The organism is Brevundimonas sp., assembly GCF_036676055.1.
GTDB lineage: Bacteria > Pseudomonadota > Alphaproteobacteria > Caulobacterales > Caulobacteraceae > Brevundimonas.
Genome location: NZ_JAKFDS010000002.1, coordinates 1 through 20,015, shown reverse-complemented (window position 1 = coordinate 20,015; position 20,015 = coordinate 1). Strand labels below are relative to the sequence as shown.

At 69.6% G+C, this 20,015-nt stretch carries 21 protein-coding genes; 8 read left to right on the top strand and 13 right to left on the bottom strand.

Annotated elements, in window-relative coordinates; all coding sequences use genetic code 11:
* Nucleotides 1-3: 3 nt before the first annotated feature.
* The 5 genes from pyrE to folK all read right to left on the bottom strand — a co-directional run bounded on the left by pyrE (nt 4) and on the right by folK (nt 4,710).
* Nucleotides 4-588, bottom strand: a complete 585-nt coding sequence (pyrE, locus tag V6M45_RS00135) for an orotate phosphoribosyltransferase (RefSeq protein ID WP_332653166.1) — start codon at nt 586-588, stop codon at nt 4-6.
* A gap of 49 nt (nt 589-637) precedes the next feature.
* On the bottom strand, nt 638-1,417 hold the full coding sequence (locus V6M45_RS00130; protein ID WP_332653165.1) for an LOG family protein: 780 nt from the start codon (nt 1,415-1,417) through the stop codon (nt 638-640).
* Nucleotides 1,414-3,570: a RelA/SpoT family protein gene (locus V6M45_RS00125; RefSeq protein ID WP_332653164.1), complete on the bottom strand. Its 2,157-nt coding sequence runs from the start codon at nt 3,568-3,570 to the stop codon at nt 1,414-1,416. The genes V6M45_RS00130 and V6M45_RS00125 overlap by 4 nt, the downstream gene beginning before the upstream one ends.
* A gap of 137 nt (nt 3,571-3,707) precedes the next feature.
* A complete protein-coding gene (rpoZ, locus tag V6M45_RS00120; protein ID WP_324810146.1) occupies nt 3,708-4,067 on the bottom strand; it encodes a DNA-directed RNA polymerase subunit omega in 360 nt (119 codons plus the stop codon).
* 85 nt (nt 4,068-4,152) lie between these two features.
* Nucleotides 4,153-4,710 (bottom strand): 2-amino-4-hydroxy-6-hydroxymethyldihydropteridine diphosphokinase, encoded by a 558-nt coding sequence (gene folK, locus V6M45_RS00115; protein WP_332653163.1) that lies wholly within the window; start codon nt 4,708-4,710, stop codon nt 4,153-4,155.
* Here folK and V6M45_RS00110 point away from each other — a divergent pair.
* From V6M45_RS00110 to V6M45_RS00100, 3 genes are all read left to right on the top strand, one after another.
* Nucleotides 4,709-5,278 carry a LabA-like NYN domain-containing protein gene (locus V6M45_RS00110; RefSeq protein WP_332653162.1) on the top strand — a complete coding sequence of 190 codons (570 nt, stop codon included), beginning with the start codon at nt 4,709-4,711 and terminating at the stop codon, nt 5,276-5,278. The two genes, folK and V6M45_RS00110, sit on opposite strands and share 2 nt — an antisense overlap.
* Nucleotides 5,275-5,916, top strand: a complete 642-nt coding sequence (locus V6M45_RS00105; protein WP_332653161.1) for a uracil-DNA glycosylase — start codon at nt 5,275-5,277, stop codon at nt 5,914-5,916. The genes V6M45_RS00110 and V6M45_RS00105 overlap by 4 nt, the downstream gene beginning before the upstream one ends.
* A 131-nt stretch (nt 5,917-6,047) precedes the next feature.
* Nucleotides 6,048-6,242: a hypothetical protein gene (locus V6M45_RS00100; protein WP_332653160.1), complete on the top strand. Its 195-nt coding sequence runs from the start codon at nt 6,048-6,050 to the stop codon at nt 6,240-6,242.
* Between the two features lie 7 nt (nt 6,243-6,249).
* On the opposite strand, the gene smpB is transcribed toward V6M45_RS00100, so the two are convergent.
* Both smpB and dapA read right to left on the bottom strand, forming a co-directional pair.
* A complete protein-coding gene (gene smpB, locus V6M45_RS00095; protein WP_332653159.1) occupies nt 6,250-6,720 on the bottom strand; it encodes an SsrA-binding protein SmpB in 471 nt (156 codons plus the stop codon).
* A 193-nt stretch (nt 6,721-6,913) separates the two neighbouring features.
* Nucleotides 6,914-7,798 (bottom strand): 4-hydroxy-tetrahydrodipicolinate synthase, encoded by an 885-nt coding sequence (gene dapA, locus V6M45_RS00090; RefSeq protein WP_332653158.1) that lies wholly within the window; start codon nt 7,796-7,798, stop codon nt 6,914-6,916.
* 113 nt (nt 7,799-7,911) lie between these two features.
* Here dapA and V6M45_RS00085 point away from each other — a divergent pair, with 113 nt between their 5' ends.
* The gene (locus V6M45_RS00085; RefSeq protein ID WP_332653157.1) at nt 7,912-9,945 is read left to right on the top strand and encodes a lytic transglycosylase domain-containing protein; all 2,034 of its coding nucleotides are present in this window, start codon (nt 7,912-7,914) and stop codon (nt 9,943-9,945) included.
* Here the strand turns inward: V6M45_RS00085 and V6M45_RS00080 are convergent.
* From V6M45_RS00080 to V6M45_RS00065, 4 genes are read right to left on the bottom strand one after another with little or no spacing between them, the layout of a single operon-like run.
* Nucleotides 9,936-10,718: an ABC transporter ATP-binding protein gene (locus tag V6M45_RS00080; RefSeq protein ID WP_332653156.1), complete on the bottom strand. Its 783-nt coding sequence runs from the start codon at nt 10,716-10,718 to the stop codon at nt 9,936-9,938. The genes V6M45_RS00085 and V6M45_RS00080 overlap by 10 nt on opposite strands.
* Nucleotides 10,706-11,701, bottom strand: coding sequence for a FecCD family ABC transporter permease (locus V6M45_RS00075; RefSeq protein WP_332653155.1), 996 nt, complete (start codon nt 11,699-11,701; stop codon nt 10,706-10,708). Before V6M45_RS00075 ends, V6M45_RS00080 begins: the two co-directional genes overlap by 13 nt.
* Nucleotides 11,698-12,504 carry an ABC transporter substrate-binding protein gene (locus V6M45_RS00070; protein ID WP_332653154.1) on the bottom strand — a complete coding sequence of 269 codons (807 nt, stop codon included), beginning with the start codon at nt 12,502-12,504 and terminating at the stop codon, nt 11,698-11,700. Before V6M45_RS00070 ends, V6M45_RS00075 begins: the two co-directional genes overlap by 4 nt.
* Nucleotides 12,501-13,184 (bottom strand): TetR/AcrR family transcriptional regulator, encoded by a 684-nt coding sequence (locus V6M45_RS00065; protein ID WP_332653153.1) that lies wholly within the window; start codon nt 13,182-13,184, stop codon nt 12,501-12,503. Before V6M45_RS00065 ends, V6M45_RS00070 begins: the two co-directional genes overlap by 4 nt.
* Before the next feature lie 175 nt (nt 13,185-13,359).
* Between V6M45_RS00065 and V6M45_RS00060 the strand changes: the two genes are divergently transcribed.
* The 4 genes from V6M45_RS00060 (at nt 13,360) to V6M45_RS00045 (ending at nt 17,649) form a co-directional block, all read left to right on the top strand.
* The gene (locus V6M45_RS00060; RefSeq protein ID WP_332653152.1) at nt 13,360-14,730 is read left to right on the top strand and encodes a glycosyltransferase family 2 protein; all 1,371 of its coding nucleotides are present in this window, start codon (nt 13,360-13,362) and stop codon (nt 14,728-14,730) included.
* Nucleotides 14,702-15,592 carry a class I SAM-dependent methyltransferase gene (locus V6M45_RS00055; RefSeq protein WP_332653151.1) on the top strand — a complete coding sequence of 297 codons (891 nt, stop codon included), beginning with the start codon at nt 14,702-14,704 and terminating at the stop codon, nt 15,590-15,592. Before V6M45_RS00060 ends, V6M45_RS00055 begins: the two co-directional genes overlap by 29 nt.
* Nucleotides 15,589-16,386: a TrmH family RNA methyltransferase gene (locus V6M45_RS00050; RefSeq protein WP_332653150.1), complete on the top strand. Its 798-nt coding sequence runs from the start codon at nt 15,589-15,591 to the stop codon at nt 16,384-16,386. The genes V6M45_RS00055 and V6M45_RS00050 overlap by 4 nt, the downstream gene beginning before the upstream one ends.
* Before the next feature lie 87 nt (nt 16,387-16,473).
* A complete protein-coding gene (locus V6M45_RS00045) occupies nt 16,474-17,649 on the top strand; it encodes a S41 family peptidase (protein ID WP_332653149.1) in 1,176 nt (391 codons plus the stop codon).
* Between the two features lie 3 nt (nt 17,650-17,652).
* Here V6M45_RS00045 and V6M45_RS00040 read toward each other — a convergent pair whose 3' ends face one another.
* A complete protein-coding gene (locus tag V6M45_RS00040) occupies nt 17,653-18,009 on the bottom strand; it encodes a GFA family protein (RefSeq protein ID WP_332653148.1) in 357 nt (118 codons plus the stop codon).
* The coding region (gene dnaE, locus V6M45_RS00035; protein ID WP_332653147.1) for a DNA polymerase III subunit alpha at nt 18,009-20,015 on the bottom strand (2,007 nt) is incomplete at its 5' end. The genes dnaE and V6M45_RS00040, both read right to left, overlap by 1 nt.

The window sequence follows — 20,015 nt, the reverse complement described above, 5'->3', positions numbered from 1 at the left end:
CTCCTACTTCGCCAGCCGGCGGCTGCCCGGATCCTCGACCGGCAGGGCCGCCAGTTCGGGCGGCAGGGCGTCCGCCGGATACGCGGGCACGTCCAGCGTCGCCAGCGCCACCAGCGGCACGCCGACATCGGCCCGCCCGCCGGAGCGGTCGACGATGCAGGCCGCGGCCACGACGTCGCCGCCCGCGGCGCGGATCGCCGCGATGCATTCGCGCGAGCTCAGGCCTGTGGTGACGATGTCCTCGACCATGACCACCTTCTGGCCCGGTTCGACGTGGAAGCCGCGGCGCAGTTTGAACTCGCCGCCCTCGCGCTCGACGTACATCGAGGGGACGCCGAGCCAGCGGGCGGTCTCGTATCCGGGGATAATGCCGCCGACGGCGGGCGAAATGGCCACGTCGACCGGCCCGACGGCGGCGGTGATCTTCTCCGCCAGCGCCTTGCACAACCGCGCGCAGCGCGCCGCGTCCATGAACACGAGGTTCTTCTGCAGGAAGACGGGGCTGTGCAGGCCGGAGGACAGCACGAAATGGCCTTCGCGCAGGGCGCCGGCGGCGCGGAATTCGTCGAGAACGTCGTCTGAGGTCATGCCGGGCTGTCTAGCGCAGCCGTAACCGGGAAAGAAGACGCCGCCCGTGTCATTCGATGCTCTCGTGTGGTTTCAGCCCGCCCGCTAGCAGCGCGGCCCACACCCCTTCGGCGTCCTCGGCGAAGTGGAACAGCTCCAGATCCTCGGCCCGGATCATTCCGTGTCCCACCAGCACGTCGAAATTGATCACCGAACGCCAGTAGGTCTCGTCGAACAGGACGATGGGGATGCGCGGCGACTTGTCGGTCTGGCGCAGGGTCAGGATTTCGAACAGTTCATCGAAGGTGCCGAAGCCGCCGGGAAACACCACCAGCGCATTGGCCCGCATAGCCAGGTGCATCTTGCGCATGGCGAAATAGTGGAAGCGGAAAGTCAGCTCCGGCGTCGACCACGGGTTCGGCGCCTGCTCGTGCGGCAGGGTGATGTTGAAGCCGATCGACGGCGCACCGACGTCCGCTGCGCCCCGGTTGGCGGCGCCCATGATCCCGGGCCCGCCGCCGGTGGCGATGACATTGTCCCGGGGCTGGCCATTCGGGCTCAGCATCGCCCCGCCGCGCTCCGACGCAAGCCGCCCGAAGGCGCGGGCCTCCGCGTACCAGCGTCTGTGCTCGCCGTCGCCGTTCTCGCCGATCCGGGCGCTGCCGAAGACCACGATGGTCGAGCGCACGCCCCAGGCGCGCAGGGCCTGCTCGGCCTTGTCGTACTCCATCATGAAGCGCACGCCGCGCATGGAGTCGCTGAGGATGTATTCGCTGTCCAGGGCGGCGAGACGATAGGACGGCGAGGCCAACTGGGCCGCGTTGGAGCCCTCGTCCCCGACGTCGTTCACCCGCGCGCCCGTTCGACGGTGTCGACCGAGGGATTGGTGCGCAGGGCGGCCATGATGGCGGTGGCGTGTTTGGCGTCCTCGACCTCCATGTCGATGTCGACGTCGAAGAAGTCCTGCTGCCGGTGGCTCATCACCAGGTTCAGGATGTTGCCGCCCGCCTCGCCGATGATGGTCGCCACCTGGCCCAGCACGCCGGGCGCGTTCTTGATCGTGGCGCGGATGCGGGCCGAGGCGACAGCCCCCTGCTCCGCCTGCGGCGTCCACTGCAGGTCCTGCCAGACCGAGTCGTCGTCGGCGAACTCCTCCAGCCGCTGGCAGTCGATGGTGTGCACGGTCAGGCCGGCCTCGGGCTCGAGGATGCCGACGATGCGGTCGCCGGGCACCGGCGAGCAGCAGTGGCCGAAATGGACGCTGACGCCGGGCGTCAGGCCGCCGCCGCGCACGAACAGCCGTCCCTGCTCGTCGCCGATGCGCTTGCGGTCGGGCCCGGCCTTGAGCCGGCCCTTCAGGGCGGGGAACAGTATCTCGCCGATCTTCGCCGCCGACACCCGCCCGCGACCGATGCCCTCATACAGGTCTTCGTCGTTGGCGAAGCCCAGCTGCTCCAGCGCCGGCCGCAGGGTCAGTTCGGCGTCGGCCTTGCCCGCCCGCGTCAGGGTCTGTTCCAGCGTCGCCCGGCCCAGCTTCTGGAACTCCCCGCGCTCAGAGGTGCGGATATGGCGGCGGATAGCCGAGCGGGCCCGGCCGGTCACCGTCAGCGAACGCCAGTCGACCGGGATCTCCCGCTTGGCGCCGCGGATAATCTCGACCACGTCGCCGTTCTGGAGCTGGGTCCGCATCGGCTTCAGCTCGCCGTTGATCTTGGCCCCGACGGCCGTGTCGCCGACCTCGGTGTGGACGGCGTAGGCGAAGTCCAGCGGCATGCCGCCGCGCGGCAGGGTGATCAGCGCGCCCTTGGGCGTGAACACGAACACCTGGTCGAGATACATCTCCAGCTTGGCGTGCTCGACCCAGTCCTCGCCGCCCTCGCCATGCTCGATGACCTGCACCAGATGCCGCAGGTTCTGCAGCGGATCGCGCCCGCCGTCCTTCTCCATGGCTTCCTTGTCGAAGCCGTAGGCGTGGTTCTTGTAGGCCCAGTGCGCCGCCACCCCGTCCTCGGCCACCCGGTCCATGGCGTCGGTCCGGATCTGCATCTCGATGCGCAGCCCCGACGGTCCAACCACGGTGGTGTGCAGCGAGCGGTAGTTGTTCGACTTGGGCGTCGAGATGAAGTCCTTGAACCGCTCCGGCACCATCGGCCAGGCGCGGTGGATCACCCCGAGGGCGCGGTAGCAGTCGTCCTCGGCCTCGACGATGACGCGGAAGCCATAGATGTCCGACAGGGACGAGAAGCCCACCGACTTGCGCTGCAGCTTGCGCCAGATCGAGTACGGCGTCTTCTGCCGACCGAACACCCGGGCGTGGACCCCCGCCTCCTCCAGCACCCGCTCGACCTCGCGGGCGACGCCGTCGATGGCCCGGCCGTGCTCGAGCTTCAGCGCCTCCAGTCGCCGCTCGATCGCGGTGCGGGCGGTCGGGTTGAGGTGCTCGAAGGCCAGCTCTTCCAGCTCGGAAGCGATCGAATGAATGCCGATCGACCGGCCCAGCGGGGCATAGACCTCGAGCGTCTCGCGGCTGATCCGCTCGCGCTTCTCGGGCTTCACATGTTTCAGCGTCCGCATGTTGTGCAGACGGTCGGCCAGCTTCACCAGCAGGACGCGGACGTCCTTCGAGATGGCGAGGATGAATTTGCGCAGGTTCTCGGCCTGGCGCGTGTGCTCGGCCTGCAGCTCCAGCCGCGACAGCTTGGTCACCCCCTCGACGAGGGAGGCGATCTCCTCGCCGAACATGCCCGCGATGTCGTCGCGGGTAGCCGAGGTGTCCTCGACCACGTCGTGCAGCAGGGCGGTGACGATGGTGGCCGTGTCCAGCCGGTAGTCGGTCAGAATGCCGGCGACCTGGATCGGATGGGCGAAATAGGGATCGCCCGAGGCCCGCAGCTGCGAGCCATGCATCTTCATCGCATAGACATAGGCCCGGTTCAGCAGGGCCTCGTCGGCGGTCGGGTCATAGGCCCTGACCGCCTCGACCAGCTCGAATTGCCGCAGCACCCGGGCCTTCGAGGGCTCGGGTGCGTCGGCCGCAGGACGATCGCCCTCCGGGTCGTTGAGATTGGCAGCTTTCAGAGGCGGCGCGGGCGGCGAGGTCCGCGCCGGCAGGATGGTGATACCGTTGGCGGGTTCGGCCTTCAGTACCGCTCCTCCTGCCCGCCGTCGCGGTCGCTTTGCAGCGCGCGGATCAGCTCGGCTTCCGCCATGTTCATGTGCTGCGGCTCGGCCAGCAGGGCGACGACTTCGGCCTCGTCCTCGGCTTCGGTGCGCTCATCGACGCGCTGCAGGGTGACGATGATGTTTTCCTGCAGCTCGTCCGGGCTGACGGTGTCTTCCGCCAGTTCGCGCAGGGCCACGACCGGGTTCTTGTCGTTGTCGCGGTCGAGCGTCAGGGCGGCGCCGTTGGCGATGGAACGGGCGCGGTGCCCGGCCAGCAGAACCAGACCGAAACGGTTCGGCACCTTCTCGATGCAGTCTTCGACAGTGACGCGGGCCATGAAATTCCTCGAGCGCGGGGGAGAACCGCACAAAATATAGGGTTGGACGTCATTGTGCAACGCCGCATGGGCGGGAATGAGGCGATCAGCGCGTCGGAGCGGCGTCCCGCCCGATCGCGGCCGTCTCCGCCAGTCCCGCGGCATGGCCGCCGGCGGGATGTTCCCATGTCGCCGCGATCTCCGCCAGCGGGCCCATGACGAACTTCCGTTCCGCCGCGCGCGGGTGCGGCAGGATCAGCCCGTCCAGGTCGCCGCTCCGCCGTCCGTAGGCGATCAGGTCGAGGTCCAGGGTCCGGGGCGCATTCCGGGCGCCGCGCCGACGGCCGAAGGCCTCCTCGATCCGGCCCAGCGCCGCCATCAGGGCGTGCGGATCGTGGTCGGTGCGGACAATGACCACGCCATTGAGGAAGGGCGGATCGTCCGGATCGGGCCAGGCGGCCGAGCGCCACCACGACGAGCGCCTCACCACATCGATCCCCTCGGCGCGGAACCGGGCCAGCGCGGCCTCCAGGGCCTCGGTGCAATCCCGCCACGCCCCCTTGTCATTGCAGCCCAGCGCGACGATGACGGCCTCGTCCAGATCGAGGGCGTCGTCCATTTCGACGGCGACCGGGACGTCCATATTTTCGGAATCGATTTCCATGACGCCTTATCCGACCGAGCGCATCGCCCTGTTCATCGACGGGGCCAATCTCTATTCCGCGGCCAGGGCGCTGAACGCCGACCTCGACTTCAGCAAACTGCTGGAAGTGTATCGCGCGAAAGGCGTTCTGGTTCGCGCCTATTATTACACCGCCGTGATTGAGGGCGAGGAATTCTCGCCGATCAAGCCGCTGGTCGACTGGCTGGGCTACAACGGCTTCAGCGTGGTGACCAAGCCGGTCAAGCGTTTCACCGACGCCCAGGGCCATTCACGGACCAAGGGTAATATGGACATCGAGATCGCCGTCGACATGCTGGAGCTGGCCCCGCACCTCGATCACATGGTGTTGTTCAGCGGCGACGGCGACTTCCGGCGACTTGTCCAGGCGGTTCAGGCCCGGGGCGTGCGGGTCACCGTCGTCTCGACCCTGAAGAGCCAGCCGCCGATGATCGCCGACGAGCTGAGACGGCAGGCGGACGTCTTCGTGGAGCTGAACGACTTGTTGCCCGAGATCGCCCGGCCGCGGGCGCCGGCCGCCGCTCCGAACAGCCGGGTGTTCGATCAATGAGCGCCTGGCCTCCGGAGGCGCCGCGCGATTGCCCGCTCTGCCCCCGCCTCGTCGACTACCGGCTGGAGAACGCCCGCCAGAACCCCGGCTGGTTCAACGGCGCCGCCCCGTCGTTCGGCGATCCGGAGGCGCGGCTGCTGGTCGCCGGCCTCGCCCCCGGCCGCACCGGGGCCAATCGCACCGGCCGGCCCTTCACCGGCGATCACGCCGGCTGGCTGCTCTACGAGACCCTGCTGACGACGGGATTCGCCCGGGGGCGCTACGACCCGAACGGCGACGACGACCTCGAACTGGTCGACTGCATGATCACCAACGCGGTCCGCTGCGCCCCGCCGGGCAACAAGCCCCTGCCGGCCGAGGAGGCGACCTGCCGGCCGTTCCTTCAGGCCCGGCTCGCCGCCCTGCCCCGCCTCAGGGTCATCATCACCCTCGGCGACGTCTCGCGGCGCAATGTGCTGAAGACCCTCGGCAAGCCGGCCAGCGCCATGCCGGCGGGCCACGGCTCCGAAGCAGCGGTCGGGCCCTATGTCCTCCTCAACAGCTACCATTGCTCGCGCCTCAACACGAACACCGGACGGCTCACCGCGTCGATGTTCGAGGAGGTGTTCCGGCGCGCTCGGACCCTCGTCGAAAATTGATCGAACGCCGGTCGCCCGCGAGGCGACTGTGCTTCCCGCGCCACGCGAATCACGGGGCTGAGGGTGTAACCTTCTTCCTTAGGAACAGCGTCACCAAACCTGCGTTGAATGGGCGGGATCGGGAGGTTGTTATGCGTGAAACGGAGCGGGGTGCGTTCAGCCACGAGGAACGGAAGGCGGCGGTCTGGGCGCTGCTGATCGCGGCCATGGTCGCGATCCTCGGATTGATGATCCAGCAGATGACCGGACCCTCGCTGGGCCCCTGGGGCGCCGAACAGGCGGCGGCCTCGTTGCCGGACGTGCTCGAAGCCCAACCGGTGGCCTGAAGGCGGGTTACCCCCGCTCCTTCATCAGCCGCGCCTTGTCGCGCTGCCAGTCGCGCTGCGCCGTGGCCTCGCGCTTGTCGTGCAGCTTCTTGCCCTTGGCCAGGGCGATCTCCAGCTTCGCCTTGCCCGCCTCGTTCAGATACAGCCGGACCGGAATGATGGTCTGGCCGTCGCGCTGGACCGCCCCGATCAGCTTGTCGATCTGCTTGCGGTGCAGCAGCAGCTTCCGCGGCCGCCGCGGCTCGTGGTTGAAGCGGTTGGCCTGTTTGTAGGGCGGGATGTCGGCGTTGATCAGCACGATCTCGCGCCCCTCAACCGCCGCATAGCTCTCGGCGATGTTGGCCCGGCCGTCGCGCAGCGCCTTGATCTCGGTGCCCAGCAGCTGGATCCCGGCCTCGATGTAGTCCTCGAGGAAATAGTCGAACTTCGCCCGGCGGTTCTCGGCGATGATCTTGGTCTTGGGTTTCTCGGCGGCCATTCCCGCCCTCCTACACGCTCCGTTCGTCGCCGCGAAGCCGTCGCCGGGCGCTACGTCCGATTCTGACGCAGGGCGATGCTATGCTGCGGCCATGTTCCGCCGGTTTCTGTCACAGTCGAGCTGCCCAGCTTCCGAAGCGAACGGATCGGACGGATCGGACGGTTCGGACGGTGATTTCTGTTTTTACCCGGGTTTAAATCCCCGCCTCGGCCATGGCCCGGTCGATGGCCGGCTTCACGGCGTCGGCGGTCGGGGCCAGAGGCAGACGCACCTCCTCGGTGCACAGGCCGAGGCGGGCCAAGGCGTATTTGGTCGGCGAGGGCGAGTTGTCGAGGAACAGCCCCTTGTGCAGGCCGATCAGCCGGTCCTGCCAGTCGCGGGCCGCCGCGTAGTCGCCAGCCGCCGCCGCCTCGTGCAGCGCCACCATGGCCTCCGGGGCGACGTTCGAGGTCACCGAGATCACCCCGACCCCGCCCTGGGCGTGGTAGCCGAGATAGCTGGGATCGTCGCCCGAGATCAGATCGAACTGCTGGTCGCGAATGTTGGCCCGCATCCAGCTGACCCGGGCCAGATCGCCCGTGGCGTCCTTGATGCCGACGATGTTCGGATGCGCGGCCAGCCGGGCCACAGTCTCGTTGGCGAGGTCGACTCCGGTCCGCCCGGGAACGTTGTAGAGCAGCACGGGCAGCTGGACGGCCTCGGCGATGGCCTCGAAATGGGCCGCCATCCCCGCCTGCGAGGGCCGGTTGTAATAGGGCGTCACCACCAGGGCCCCGTCGGCCCCGACGGTCTTGGCGTGACGGACCAGCTCGATCGACTTGTCGGTGGCGGACGAACCGGCCCCCGCGATGACCCGGACGCGCCCGGCGGCGACCTCGACACACAGCTCGACGACCCGCTTGTGCTCGTCCAGATGCAGGGACGCGCTCTCGCCGGTCGTGCCCATCGGAACGACGCCGTGAACCCCGGCCGCTATCTGGCGTTCCAGCAGCGTCCTGAAGGCGGCTTCGTCCACCTTTCCGTCACGAAGTGGTGTGATCAGGGCGGTGATCACGCCCTTGAACAAAGGGGCGGTCATTGAAACGATGGTCCTGCGTGGGAAAGGGGCGAGTTCGCCCTGAAGCGAAGCGCGGGAGGTTAGGTTGCCGGCGTCGTCGCCGCAACTCTCACGGAATGGGAATTGGACACGGCATGATCGCAACCAGCCTCGCGGCCGCCCTGGCTCTCCTCGCCCCCGCGCCCGAAACGCTGGTTCCGTCACAGACGCCCTATTCAGCCGTCGCTCCCCAAGGGACCCAGGCCCGGCTGCTGAACGATCAGGACACCGCCCTCTTCCGCCAGGGTCTGGCCCAGGCCCGCGCCCGCGATGTCGTCGGCGCGCGCTCGACGGCCTCGCAGATCGGCGATCCCGCCGCCCGCAAGCTGGTCGAATGGGCCCTGCTCGACACCTCGGCCGAACAGATGTCGTGGAGCGACCTGTCGGCCGCCCAGACCGCCTTCGCCGGCTGGCCCCGGGGCGACAGCCGTCGCGAGGCCGCCGAGCGGGCGCTGGACCTCGCCTATGCGGGTCCGGACGCCGCCCTCGCCCTGTTCGCCCAGACGCCGCCGACCACGGCCCAGGGCGCCGTCGCCCTCGCCGACGCTCTCGAGCAGCGCGGTCGCCGCGACGAGGCCCGCGCCCTGATCACCGACTGGTGGCGGACGCGCTCGTTCGACGAGGCGCTGCAGACCCGCATCCTGACCCGCTGGGGCGGCTGGCTGACCCAGGCCGACCACGAGGCGCGGCTGAACATGCTGCTGCTCGGCCCGCACGGACCGGCGACCCGCGCCATGGCCGGGATGGTCTCGCCGGAACGGCGCGCGGTGGCCGAGGCGGCGATGGCGCTGCGCACCGCCTACAGCCCCGACGCCGTCGTGGCCGGCCTGAGCCCGGCACAGGCGATGGACCCGGCTGTCGCCCTGGAACGGGTGCGCATCCTGCGTTCGCAGAGCCGCCAGTCCGAGGGCTTCGCCCTGCTGGCCGCCCTGCCCCCGGCGCCGTCCCACACCGAGGGGCAGAACACCCTGTGGAGCGAGCGCCGCAACTATTTCCTCGACGCCCTCGAGCGCCGCAACTGGCAGGCCGCCTATGACGCCATGGCCGGCCACGGCTTCCCCTCGGGCGAGCGCAAGGTCGACGCCGAATTCTTCGCCGGCTGGGTCGCCCTGACCAAACTCAACGACCCGGCCCGCGCGGCCAGTCACTTCGAGATCCTGCGCCAGTCGTCATCGACGCCCATCACCCAGGGCCGGGCGATGTACTGGCTGGGACGGGCGGCGGAAGCTCGGGGCAATACGCCCGCGGCGGTCGAATTCTATCGCAACGGCGCCCAGCACATCCAGACCTTCTACGGCCAGCTCGCCGCCGAGAAGGCCGGGATCACCACCCTGACCCTGCCCGGCGATCCCGCCCCGTCCGACCGCGAACGCGCCGCCTTCGAGGCCAATGAAGTCGTCCGCGCCCTGCGCGTTCTCGGCGAGACCGGCGAGGCCAGCCTGTTCCGGGTCTTCGCCTACCAGCTCGACGACGACCTGCCTGGGGCCTCCGAACTCGCCCTGCTGATGGACCTCTCGCGCGCCTACGGCGAGGGCTTCACGGCCATGATGGTCGGCCGCGCCGCCAGCCAGCGCGGCTTCCTGATGCCCGAGCGGCAGTATCCGGTCCGGATCCCGCCGCAGGTCGGCGGGGCCGCTCCGCTGGCCTTCACCCTCGCCATCACCCGTCAGGAATCCAGCTTTGACCCGCGCGCCCGCTCGGGCGCCGACGCCCGCGGAATGATGCAGTTCCTGCCCTCCACCGGAGCCATGGTGGCCCGCCAGCTGGGCATGCCCTTCTCGGACGAGCGGCTGTGGGATCCGGACTACAATATGACGTTGGGCAGCTATCACCTCGGCGACCTGACCAACCGTTTCGGCGGCTCGATGCTGCTGACGACAGTCGGCTACAATGCAGGTCCGGCGCGGCCCCCGCAGTGGATCGCCCGCTGCGGCGACCCGCGCGGCGGCCAGGTCGACCCGATCGATTTCATCGAGTGCGCCCCCTTCACCGAGACCCGCAACTACATGATGCGGGTGATGGAGAACATGTCGGTCTACAAGGCCCGGCTGAACGGCGGCTCGGCCCCGCTCACCCTGTCGAATGACCTCCGCGCCGGCGCGCCGGCGGGGCCCCGGCCTTACGAGTGAACCGGCGACGGAGCCCGGCGGCCCGCTGACAACAGGGGCCCGTCGGGGCCCTCCACCCAGCGGGCCGTCAGGCCGAACACGGCAGAAAGGATGTCCGGGGTCAGGGCCTCCAGCGGCGCCCCATCCGCCGCAACCTGCCCATGATCCAGCACGATCACCCGGTCCGCGAACCGGACCGCCAGCGGCAGGTCGTGCAGGCTGGCCAACACCGCCTGTCCCGCATCGGCCCGCGCCCGCAGGCGCTCCAGCACCATCAGCTGGGCCTCCGGATCAAGCCCGGCGATCGGCTCGTCGACCATCAGGGCCGCCGCCTCCGTGGCCAGCGCCCGCGCCAGCAGCACCCGGGCCCGCTCGCCCCCCGACATCTCGGCCACGCCGCGATCGGCCAGATGCGCGGCCTCGACCTCGGCCAGCGCCCGCCGGGCCCGCTCCAGCGCTTCGCCGGCCTGAAGGAAGGGCGCGCCCAGCGCCGCCACCTCGACCGCCGGCAGGTTCCAGGCGATGCGCCGCTCCTGCGGCAGATAGGCCGCCCGTCCGGCCCGCTCGCGCGGGGACAGGGCCGCGACATCCGTACCGCCCAGCAACGCCCGACCGCCGGACAGGGGCAGCAATCCCACCAGGGCCCGGATCACACTCGACTTGCCCGCGCCATTGGGACCCACGAGCGCCACGAACTGCCCCGCTCCCACCGACAGCGACACCCCGTCCAGCACCGTCCGTCCGCCCAGACGGGCCGTGGCGGTCTCAAGCGCCAGCCCGCTCACAGTCGCCACTCCCGCGCCGCTCGCCACGCGATCAGGGCGAACAGCGGCGCTCCGACCAGGGCCGTGAAGACGCCCAGCTTCAGTTCCTGATCCGTCGGCGTCAGCCGGGCCAGCAAATCCGCCAAGACCAGCATAAGGCTCCCCGCCAGCGCCGACGGCAGCAACAGCCGCGCCGGATCGCCCCTTACGGCCGCGCGCACCAGATGCGGCGCGGCCAGGCCGACGAAGCCAATCACCCCCGCCACCGCCACCGCCGCCCCCGTCGCCAGCGCCGCCGCCAGCAGCGCCAGCAGCCTCAGCCGGGCCATGGGCAGTCCCGAGGTTCGGGCCGTTTCCTCGCCGAGGCTGAGCATGCGCAGGCCGGGCGCGGCGAGCGCCGCCAGCGCGGCGGCCGCCAGCACCGCCGGCGTGACCCAGGCGACGTCGATCCAGCTGCGGTTCTGCACCGAGCCGAGCAGCCAGCTCATGACCTCGGCTGTGGCGATGGGCGACGGCGACAGGTTGAAGATCAGCGCCGTGGCGGCCCCGGCGAAACTGGACACCGCCACCCCGAACAGGATCAGGGCTTCGGGCGAGCGAACCCGGGCCGAGAACAGCACCAGCAGAGCGCCGGCCAGTCCGGCCCCGACCAGGGCCGCAATCTCGACCGCGCCCGGGAACGCCGCCCAGCCCAGCACGATCGCGCCCGCCGCACCCAGCGCCGCCAGCGCCGACACGCCCAGCACGCCCGGATCGGCCAGCGGATTGCGCAGCAGCCCCTGCATCACGGCGCCCGACAGGCCCAGAGCCGCTCCGACCATCAGCGCCGTGGCCGCACGCGGGGCCCGCACTGTCCATAACACTTCCGCGGGACCCGACGTGGGCGCGGTCAACGCCTGCCCCAACTGGCCGATGCTGAAGGCCGTCTCGCCCAGCAGCACAGCCGCCACTGTCGCCAGAGCGACCAACCCCGCCAGAACAAGGCACAGCCGCCTGGGACCGACGCTGGTCATCCCCGCCCTTTCAGCATCACCGCCGCATCCGCCGCGAACCAGGCCGGACAGGTCAGGCTGGCGGCCGGCAGTCGGGCCGCGATGCGGCCCTGCGCTGCCCTCATTATAGCTGGGTGCCGACCCGGCCCGCGCCAGTCGCCCCGGGGCTGGTCGAAGAAACCGAGCACGAACCACGCAGGCCGCCACATCACGATGCGCTCGACGCTGACCGGGGCGAACCCGGGAGCCTTGACAACATTGGCCAGGCCGGCGGCGGCCAGGATGGCGTCCACCAGGGCGCCGCGGCCCGCCGTGAATCCCCCGGCGGTCAGATACAGGGCTGACCGCTTCACGGCGTCCGGCGCGGGGGCCGCTTCGCGAAGTCGGGCATCCATCCGGGCGATCAGCATGTCGCCCCACGCCCCGGCGTCAAGTGCACGCGCCGCCGTCCGGATATTCTCCCGGACCCCGTCGAAATCCGTGGCGTCGGCGATCGTGACGATGCGAACACCGTCCGCCTCCAGCCGCGCCAGGAGGCGAGCGTCACCGCCCCAATAGCGGAGAACGACGTCGGGCTGGAATCCGATCGCCGCCTCCAGGGTCGGCCGAATCCGGCGATGGCCCGCAGCCGCCTCGCGCATCCAGGAATCGGGATCGTCGGCGCGCGGGGACAGGGCCAGCTCCGCATCAGGGGCGAGCGCCAGAGCGTACTGGTCGCCGCACTGGTCCAGAGACATCACTCGCAGCGGACGGGTCTCGACTGCGGTCGCCGGCCCGCCGGCGATCGTCAGGGCCAGCGCCAGCACCGTTGTCGCCAGTCTCACGGTTTCATCAGACCCGCGAACAGCCCGTCCAGCAGCGCCGTGACCAGGGCGTCGCGATCGACCCAGTCGAAATAGGGTTTGCTGATCACCAGGGACACGACGCCGTGGCAACCGGCCCACAAGACCTGGGCGGTCGTCCGCGCGTCCCCACGCAGCAAGCCCTGCGCCTCGGCGTCCTCGACGACCTGTTCGAACGACCGGAAGAGGCCCGCCCCAAGCTCCTGCGCCGCCGACTGGGGCCCATCCTGCAGCTCAACCGGACGGGTCATGTAGACCAGACGATAGGCGTTGGGATTGGCGAAGCCGAAGTCGATGTAGGCCAGCATCATCCGGCGCACCCGTTCCAGGGGTGCGGCGGACTCGGCCACGACGGCAGTGTTCAGATCGAGCAGGGCGGCGAAGGCCTGGCGGCAGATCTCCTGCAGGATCTCGCCCTTCTCCGCGAAATGCATGTAGAGCGCCGTGGACGACAGCCCGACCTCGTCCGCGATCTTGCGGATGGTGGCTCCCTCGTAGCCGTGCTCGACAAAGATCCGCTCCGCGGCGGCCAGAATCTCGGCGCGACGGGCGTGGCCCTCGCCCTTCGGCTTGCGCCGGGATCGCGGATTGAGGGCGGCGGGGGCGGTCACGTAGGGCGAGACTCCGAACTGCCGCCCCTGAATAGCGGCATTCTCCGCCATGCGCCAATCGCTTGCCGTCCGCGAATCAGCGCGTTAACCATTCTGAATGGGAAGGGCGGGGATCAGCGATCTTCGTGATCGCGAGCGCGAGGCAGCGCGCCAAGGACCACCACGCGCGAGCAGCGCCGCGTGGCGCGGTCTGTCCGCCTTCCAGTGGTTCGTCCTTGGCGACGTCGTGGCGGCGGCCGGCCTGCTGCTGTGGTTCCGCCCGGACAGCCTTACGCCGCTTGCGGTGGCTGTCGCCGCGGGGATCTTTCTGGCCGTTTCGATGTGGCGGGCGCTGCTGGTGATGGTCAGTGCTCCCGCACGGGGCCCGGAGCCGCTCGTCGGCGCCCTGCCCCGCTATACGATCCTCGTCGCCCTCCATGACGAGGCGGAGGTGATGGAGCAACTGGTCGGTCGTCTGGCGCGGATCGACTATCCGTCTGACCGTCTGCAGGGCCTGTTGATCCTCGAGGCCGGCGACCATCACACGATCGCGGCGGCGCTCGCCGCCCCGCGACCGCACTGGCTGGACGTCTTCGTCGCGCCGCCGGGCCTGCCGCAGACCAAACCCCGGGCCCTCAACTGCGCCCTGCCCCACGTGACCGGGGAACTGCTGACCGTCTATGACGCCGAGGACGAGCCCGATCCGCTCCAGTTGCGCGAGGCCGCCGCGCGCTTCGCCGTCGACGCGAGCGGCCGCCTGGCTTGCCTGCAAGCGCCGTTGCGGATTCGTCCGGGGCGTTCCGGGCACGAGGCCTCCCCCTTCCTGGACCGCCAATTCGCCGCCGAGTATGCAAGCTTGTTCGAGACCGTACTGCCCGGGATGACACGGCTGGGCCTGCCCTTTCCGCTCGGCGGGACGAGCAATCATTTCCGGGTCGACGTGCTGCGCAAAGTCGGAGCTTGGGACGCCTTCAATGTCACCGAGGATGCGGACCTCGGCTTTCGCCTGTGGGCCGGCGGCTGGCGCCTGGGCGTCATGAACCGGCCGACATGGGAGTCCCCGCCGGGTCTGATTTCCGACTGGCTGCCCCAGCGAACACGATGGCTGAAAGGCTATATGCAAACCTGGGGGGTTCATACCCGGCGGCCGTGGCGGCTGGGCGTGCGAGGCGCACTCGCCCTGCTGATGACGGTCGGCGTGGGCGTCGCCTCGGCATCGGTGCACGGGCCCTCGCTCGCCTGGGTCGCGGCGACGGTGCTGGTGGCCGCGATGGCCGGATTGTCGCCGGAGACCCCGGCGCTGGCCCTGAGCGTTCTGGTTCTCGGCGCCGCGTCGGCGTGGCTGTCCTGCGCCATTGGGGCGCGGCGCGCAGGCGTGCCCTACGGCGTGACGGACATGATAACCGCTCCCGCGTACTGGGCGCTACAAAGCCTGGCGGCCCTCCACGCCGGGTGGCGGCTGGTTCGTGAGCCCTTCGCCTGGGACAAGACCCGCCACCGGCGCGACGCACCCGTCACCGAAGCGGCGGCGGCGACCCCGGCCCACGCCGCGCTGGACGAGACGGCGCCGAACCGCCTATCAGCGGGCCATGCCGCCGCGCCTCAACCCGTCGCCTGAGACCCTCGTCACCCGCGCATGGGCCGACTACGCCCTGCTGGACAGCGGCGACGGCCGCAAGCTGGAGCGCTACGGCCCCTACACCGTCGTGCGGCCCGAGCCGCAGTGCTTCTGGTCGCCGCGCGATCCGGCCGCCTTCAATTCCGCCGACGCCGTGTTCGACCCGACCGACGAGGACGAGAGCGGGCGCTGGCGGTTCGCGGGAAAGCCGATAGACACCTTCCCACTGGCCTGGCGGGACGTGCGCTTCACCAGCCGGTTCACGCCGTTCCGGCATCTGGCCTTCTTCCCCGAGCAGGCGGCCAACTGGGACTGGCTGGACGGGCGAATCCGGCGCCTGAAGCAGCCGAAGATCCTGAACCTGTTCGGATACACCGGCGTGGCCAGCCTGGCCTGCGCGGCGGCCGGGGCCGAGGTTACTCACGTGGACGCCTCCAAGAAGTCGGTGGCCTGGGCGCGCGAGAATGCCGAGCTTTCGGGCATGGCTGACCGGCCGATCCGCTGGATCGTCGAGGACGCGCGGAAATATGCGGCGCGCGAGGTTCGGCGGGGATCGAAATACGACGGGATCATCCTCGACCCGCCGAAATACGGGCGGGGGCCGACGGGCGAGGTTTGGCGGTTGTTCGAGGACCTGCCGGGGCTGCTGAAGGACTGCGCGGCCCTGTTGTCAGGGGACGCGTCCTTTCTGCTGCTGAATGCGTATGCGGCGCGGATCTCGGGCTTGTCGCTGGCGCACCTGATGGCCGAGGCCACGTACGACAGGGGCGGCGTCATCGACTGGGGCGAGTTGGCGTTGGCCGAGGACGGACCGGACGGGCGGGCCATCGGGCTGAGCTTTTTCGCGCGGTGGTCGGCGTGAGCGACCGGCTGATCACCTCCCTGACCAATGACACGGTCAAGGCCGTGCGGGCGCTGCACATGCGCAAGGAGCGCGAGGCGACAGGGCGTTTCCTGGCCGAGGGACTGAAGTTCATCGGCGAGGCGCTGGATCAGGACCGGGCGCCGAAGCTGCTGCTGGTCGGGGAGGACGCGCGGCCGCATCCGATCCTCGATCGGGCGCGGGAGGCGACGCGGGCGGCGGGCGGCGAGGTGGTGGCGGTCACCCACGCCATCCTCGAGAAGATTAGCCGACGGGAAAACCCGCAGACGGTGCTGGGGGTTTTTGAGCAGGTCTATACGCCCCTGTCGGCGGTCCGGCCCGAGACGGCGCCGTGCTGGGTGGCGCTGGAGCAGGTGCGCGATCCGGGCAACCTGGGGACCATCATCCGGACGGCGGATGCCGCGGGCTGCGGCGGGGTGATCCTGGTCGGTGACTGCGTCGATCCCTATTCGGTCGAGGCCGTCCGGGCGACCATGGGCTCGGTGTTCGGCGTGGCGATCGCCCGGACCACGCCGGCGGAATTCCTGGCGTGGCGGCAGAGCTGGCCGGGAAGCGTCATCGGGACGCGGCTTGACGCCTCGGTCGGCTATCGCGAGGCCGATATCCAGCGGCCGGCCCTGATCCTGATGGGAAACGAGCAAGCCGGACTGACGGATACCCTGGCCGCCGCCTGCGACGTCAACGTCAAGATTCCGATGCGGGGCCGGGCCGACAGTCTGAACCTGGCGATCGCCACGGGGATCATGGTCTATGCGGTGACCGACGCAGTCTGAGGGTCTGTCGCCGATGACGACGGATTCACTTGCGGCGCGCAGCGTGACGGACGAGCTTTGCCGGACATTAAGACGCTTGGTCCATGCATGCGATCCCTGTCTGTCCTTCTCCTCGCCCTTCTGACGAGTCCGGTCGCCGCGCAGACGGGACCGACCGACCCGGGGCCCGAAGACTTCCGACAGGACGCTCTGTCGATCGAACAACTGGTCAACCGCCAGTACGCCTATCCCGAGCGCTTCCCCGGCCATGCGATGCCGATGAGTCCGATCCTTCGCGCCGAGGCGGAGGCAGTCCACGATCAACCCGCCCTGCTGCGCTACGCCGAGCATGCGATCACGGCCCTGGCCGATCACCACGCGATCACGGGAGCCTCTTTCGCTAACAGCTGGAGCCTTGTTCCGAGCTACAGCGACCTGTGGATTGAACCGGAAGGCGAGGTTTGGCGCATCACGGCGGTGCGGGACGAGTCCCCGGCCGCGCGGGCGGGAGTCCGGCCCGGCGACCAGCTGATCGCCGTCGGCGGTGCGCCGACGGCCGAAGTCGTGGCGGCCTTTTGGGCGGAGATCGGTCTGACGCCCGACGGTGACCGGGCGGGATATGGCGCGCGCGTCGTCGCCGCTGGCCGGCGGGACAGGCCCCGGGACCTGACCGTCCGCGACAGCGCCGGACTTGAGCAGCGGCTGTCGCTGCCGAACCTTTACACGGACGGCGGCGGCGCCAGACCGCCGGTAACGGCGCGCGAGGCGGACGGCGACCTGGTCATCCGCTTCAACGACTCCCTCGGCGACGGGGCGAGCGTCGCGGCGTTTGATGCGGCGATGGCGGACGCACGGCCCGGGCAGCGGATCGTGATTGACCTGACCGACACGGCCAGCGGCGGCAATACGACCGTGGCGCGGGCGGTCATGGGCTGGTTCGTCGACAGGCCGACCGCCTACCAGATCCACAATCTGCCGTCGGAGGAGCGGGAGACGGGCATTCCGCGCCAGTGGATCGAGCAGGTCCTGCCGCGGGCGGGAAAACGTCACCATGGCCCGGTCATGGTCAGGGTCGGACGCTGGACGGGCAGCATGGGCGAGGGTCTCGCGATCGGCCTGGACGCCTTGGGGGCCGAGGTGACCGGCGGGCCGATGGCCGGACTGCTGGGCGCCGTCTATGACCATCGGCTGGAGCATTCCGGCCTGGTCCTGAAACTGCCGACAGAACGGCTGATGAGCGTCGATGGGACCCCGCGCGAGGCCTTCCGGCCGCGCCCGGAGTGACCGTCAGAAGCTGCGGCCGTCGACGCGCCGGGCGGTCCAGCTCCACGGCTCGATGTCCGTCAGAGTGCGGACGTTGACGGCGACCATCTCGGAGCCGTCGGGGGCGACGCCGCGGGCGAAGGTCTGGACCCCGCAGGTCTCGCAGAAGCGGTGCCGTATCTTGTGGTTATTGAACAGGTATTCGGTCTGCGCGCCCTCGGCCTTGAGGCGGAAGGCGTCGGGCTGAACGAAACCGAGGACGAAGCCTTTCCGGTAGCAGTGCGAGCAGTTGCACTCGATCAGACCGTCGAGGCTCATCTCGACCTCAAAGGCCACCGCGCCGCAGTGGCAGGAGCCGGTATGGGTCTTCACATCCGTCATCACGCATCCTCCAGCAGCACCACCCCGGGCGCCGATTTGAGCGCGCCGCGCAGGGCGCCGTCCAACCGGTAGCGGCCCGGCAGTTTCAGTTCGACCTCGCGGCGGCCTTCGAGCGAGGCGACCAGCGAGACCTCCCCGCCCTTGCCTTCGGCCCGGGCCCGGTCGAGGCGGGCCCTGAGGGCGGCGGGATCGGCGGCCTTTGAGGAGACGTGGATACGCAGGCCCATGGCCCCGTCGTCGATCAACGCATCCAGCTTGCTGGCGTCGTCGCCGAAGAAGCGCACCTCGCCGTCGGACGACTTGGCCCGCACGCGCACCATGATCGAGGCCCCGACCTCGAGCACCTCGCGGCATTTGCGCAGCTGTTCCGGCGGGAACAGGCATTCGAACTCGCCGGTCGGGTCAGAAAAGGTGACGAAGGCGAATTTTTCACCGGTCTTCGCGCTGGCACGCTCCTGGCGGCGGCGGACGACGCCGGCCATCAGGAAGGCCTCGTGGCCGCTCTCGGCCAGGGCCGTGGCCTCGGCCACGAAGGTGACGCGCTTGCGCTTCAGCGCCGGGGCCATGTCCTCCAGCGGGTGGCCGGACAGGTAGAAGCCGACCGCGGCCAGCTCCTGGTCCAGCTTCTCCGGACCGACCCATGGCTCGACCGGACGCAGCCTCGGCCGCCCGGCCCCGACCTGGTCGCCGCCGAACAGGGAGACCTGCGACGAGGCGCGTTCGGCGGCCACGCTCTGGCAATAGGCCATCAGGGTGTCGGCCTGCTCGACCAGCTGGCGGCGGTTGGTGTGGAAGCTGTCGAAGGCGCCGGCGCGGGCGAGGTTCTCGAGCGCGCGCTTGTTGACGAATTTCGGATCGACCCGTTCGAGGAAGTCGAAGATGTCGGTGAACCGGCCGCCGGTCTCGCGCACCTCGACGAGGTGTTTCATGGCCTCCAGACCGACGTTGCGGATGGCGCCGAGGGCGTAGAGGACGGAGCCGGTCTTCTCGCCGTCCGCCCCCTCCTCCCAGGCGACATCGAAGTCGGCCGAGGAGCGGTTGACGTCGGGAGCCTTCACCGGCACCTCGAAGCGTCTGCAATCCTGATAGAAAACCGCGAGTTTGTCAGTATTGCTGAGATCGAGACTCATGGACGCGGCCATGAATTCGACCGGATGGGTCGCCTTCAGCCAGCCGGTCTGGAAGGAGATCAGGGCGTAGGCGGCGGCGTGCGATTTGTTGAAGCCGTAGCCGGCGAACTTGGCAACGAGGTCGAAAATGCCGCCCGACTGTTCTTCGGGCACGCCCTTTTCTGAGGCGCCCTTGATGAAGCGCGCCCGCTGGAAATCCATCTCCTCCTTCTTCTTCTTGCCCATGGCCCGGCGGAGAAGGTCGGCCTCGCCGAGGCTGTAGCCGGCCAGGATCTGGGCGATCTTCATCACCTGCTCCTGGTAGATGATGACGCCGTAGGTCTCGGTCAGAACCTCTTTCAGCGAGGGGTGGAGGTAGTCGACTTCCTGGCGGCCGAACTTCCGGTCGATGTAGGTGTCGATCATCTCCATCGGCCCGGGCCGGTAGAGTGAGATCAGGGCGGTGATCTCCTCGATGGAGCCGCAGCGCATCTTGCGCAGGGTGTCGCGCATGCCCTGGGATTCCAGCTGGAACACCCCGACGGTCTGGCCCGAGGCCATCAGCTCATAGGTGCGGGCGTCGTCGAGCGGCAGGCCGTTCCAGTCAGGGGCGGCGCCGCGCCGCTCCAGATACTGGCGGGCGCGGTCGAGCACGGTCAGGGTCTTGAGGCCGAGGAAGTCGAACTTCACCAGACCGGCGGCCTCGACCCATTTCATGTTGAACTGGCTGGCCGGGATGGTCGAGCGCGGGTCCTGGTACAGCGGGGCCAGTTCGATCAGCGGACGGTCGCCGATGACGATGCCGGCGGCGTGGGTCGAGGCGTTGCGGTACAGCCCCTCCAGCTCCAGCGCCGTCTCCAGCAGGGCCGCGACATTGGCGTCGCTGTCGCGCGCCTC

Bases quoted from the DNA above. Each gene is read 5' to 3' on its own strand.
- V6M45_RS00105 (WP_332653161.1), top strand. From the start codon at position 5,275: ATGAGCGCCTGGCCTCCGGAGGCGCCGCGCGATTGCCCGCTCTGCCCC.
- V6M45_RS00085 (WP_332653157.1), top strand. From the start codon at position 7,912: ATGATCGCAACCAGCCTCGCGGCCGCCCTGGCTCTCCTCGCCCCCGCG.
- V6M45_RS00065 (WP_332653153.1), bottom strand. From the start codon at position 13,184: ATGGCGGAGAATGCCGCTATTCAGGGGCGGCAGTTCGGAGTCTCGCCC.
- rpoZ (WP_324810146.1), bottom strand. From the start codon at position 4,067: ATGGCCCGCGTCACTGTCGAAGACTGCATCGAGAAGGTGCCGAACCGT.
- V6M45_RS00100 (WP_332653160.1), top strand. From the start codon at position 6,048: ATGCGTGAAACGGAGCGGGGTGCGTTCAGCCACGAGGAACGGAAGGCG.
- V6M45_RS00075 (WP_332653155.1), bottom strand. From the start codon at position 11,701: ATGACCAGCGTCGGTCCCAGGCGGCTGTGCCTTGTTCTGGCGGGGTTG.
- pyrE (WP_332653166.1), bottom strand. From the start codon at position 588: ATGACCTCAGACGACGTTCTCGACGAATTCCGCGCCGCCGGCGCCCTG.
- smpB (WP_332653159.1), bottom strand. From the start codon at position 6,720: ATGGCCGCCGAGAAACCCAAGACCAAGATCATCGCCGAGAACCGCCGG.
- folK (WP_332653163.1), bottom strand. From the start codon at position 4,710: ATGGAAATCGATTCCGAAAATATGGACGTCCCGGTCGCCGTCGAAATG.
- V6M45_RS00110 (WP_332653162.1), top strand. From the start codon at position 4,709: ATGACGCCTTATCCGACCGAGCGCATCGCCCTGTTCATCGACGGGGCC.
- V6M45_RS00040 (WP_332653148.1), bottom strand. From the start codon at position 18,009: ATGACGGATGTGAAGACCCATACCGGCTCCTGCCACTGCGGCGCGGTG.
- V6M45_RS00045 (WP_332653149.1), top strand. From the start codon at position 16,474: ATGCGATCCCTGTCTGTCCTTCTCCTCGCCCTTCTGACGAGTCCGGTC.
- dapA (WP_332653158.1), bottom strand. From the start codon at position 7,798: ATGACCGCCCCTTTGTTCAAGGGCGTGATCACCGCCCTGATCACACCA.
- V6M45_RS00055 (WP_332653151.1), top strand. From the start codon at position 14,702: ATGCCGCCGCGCCTCAACCCGTCGCCTGAGACCCTCGTCACCCGCGCA.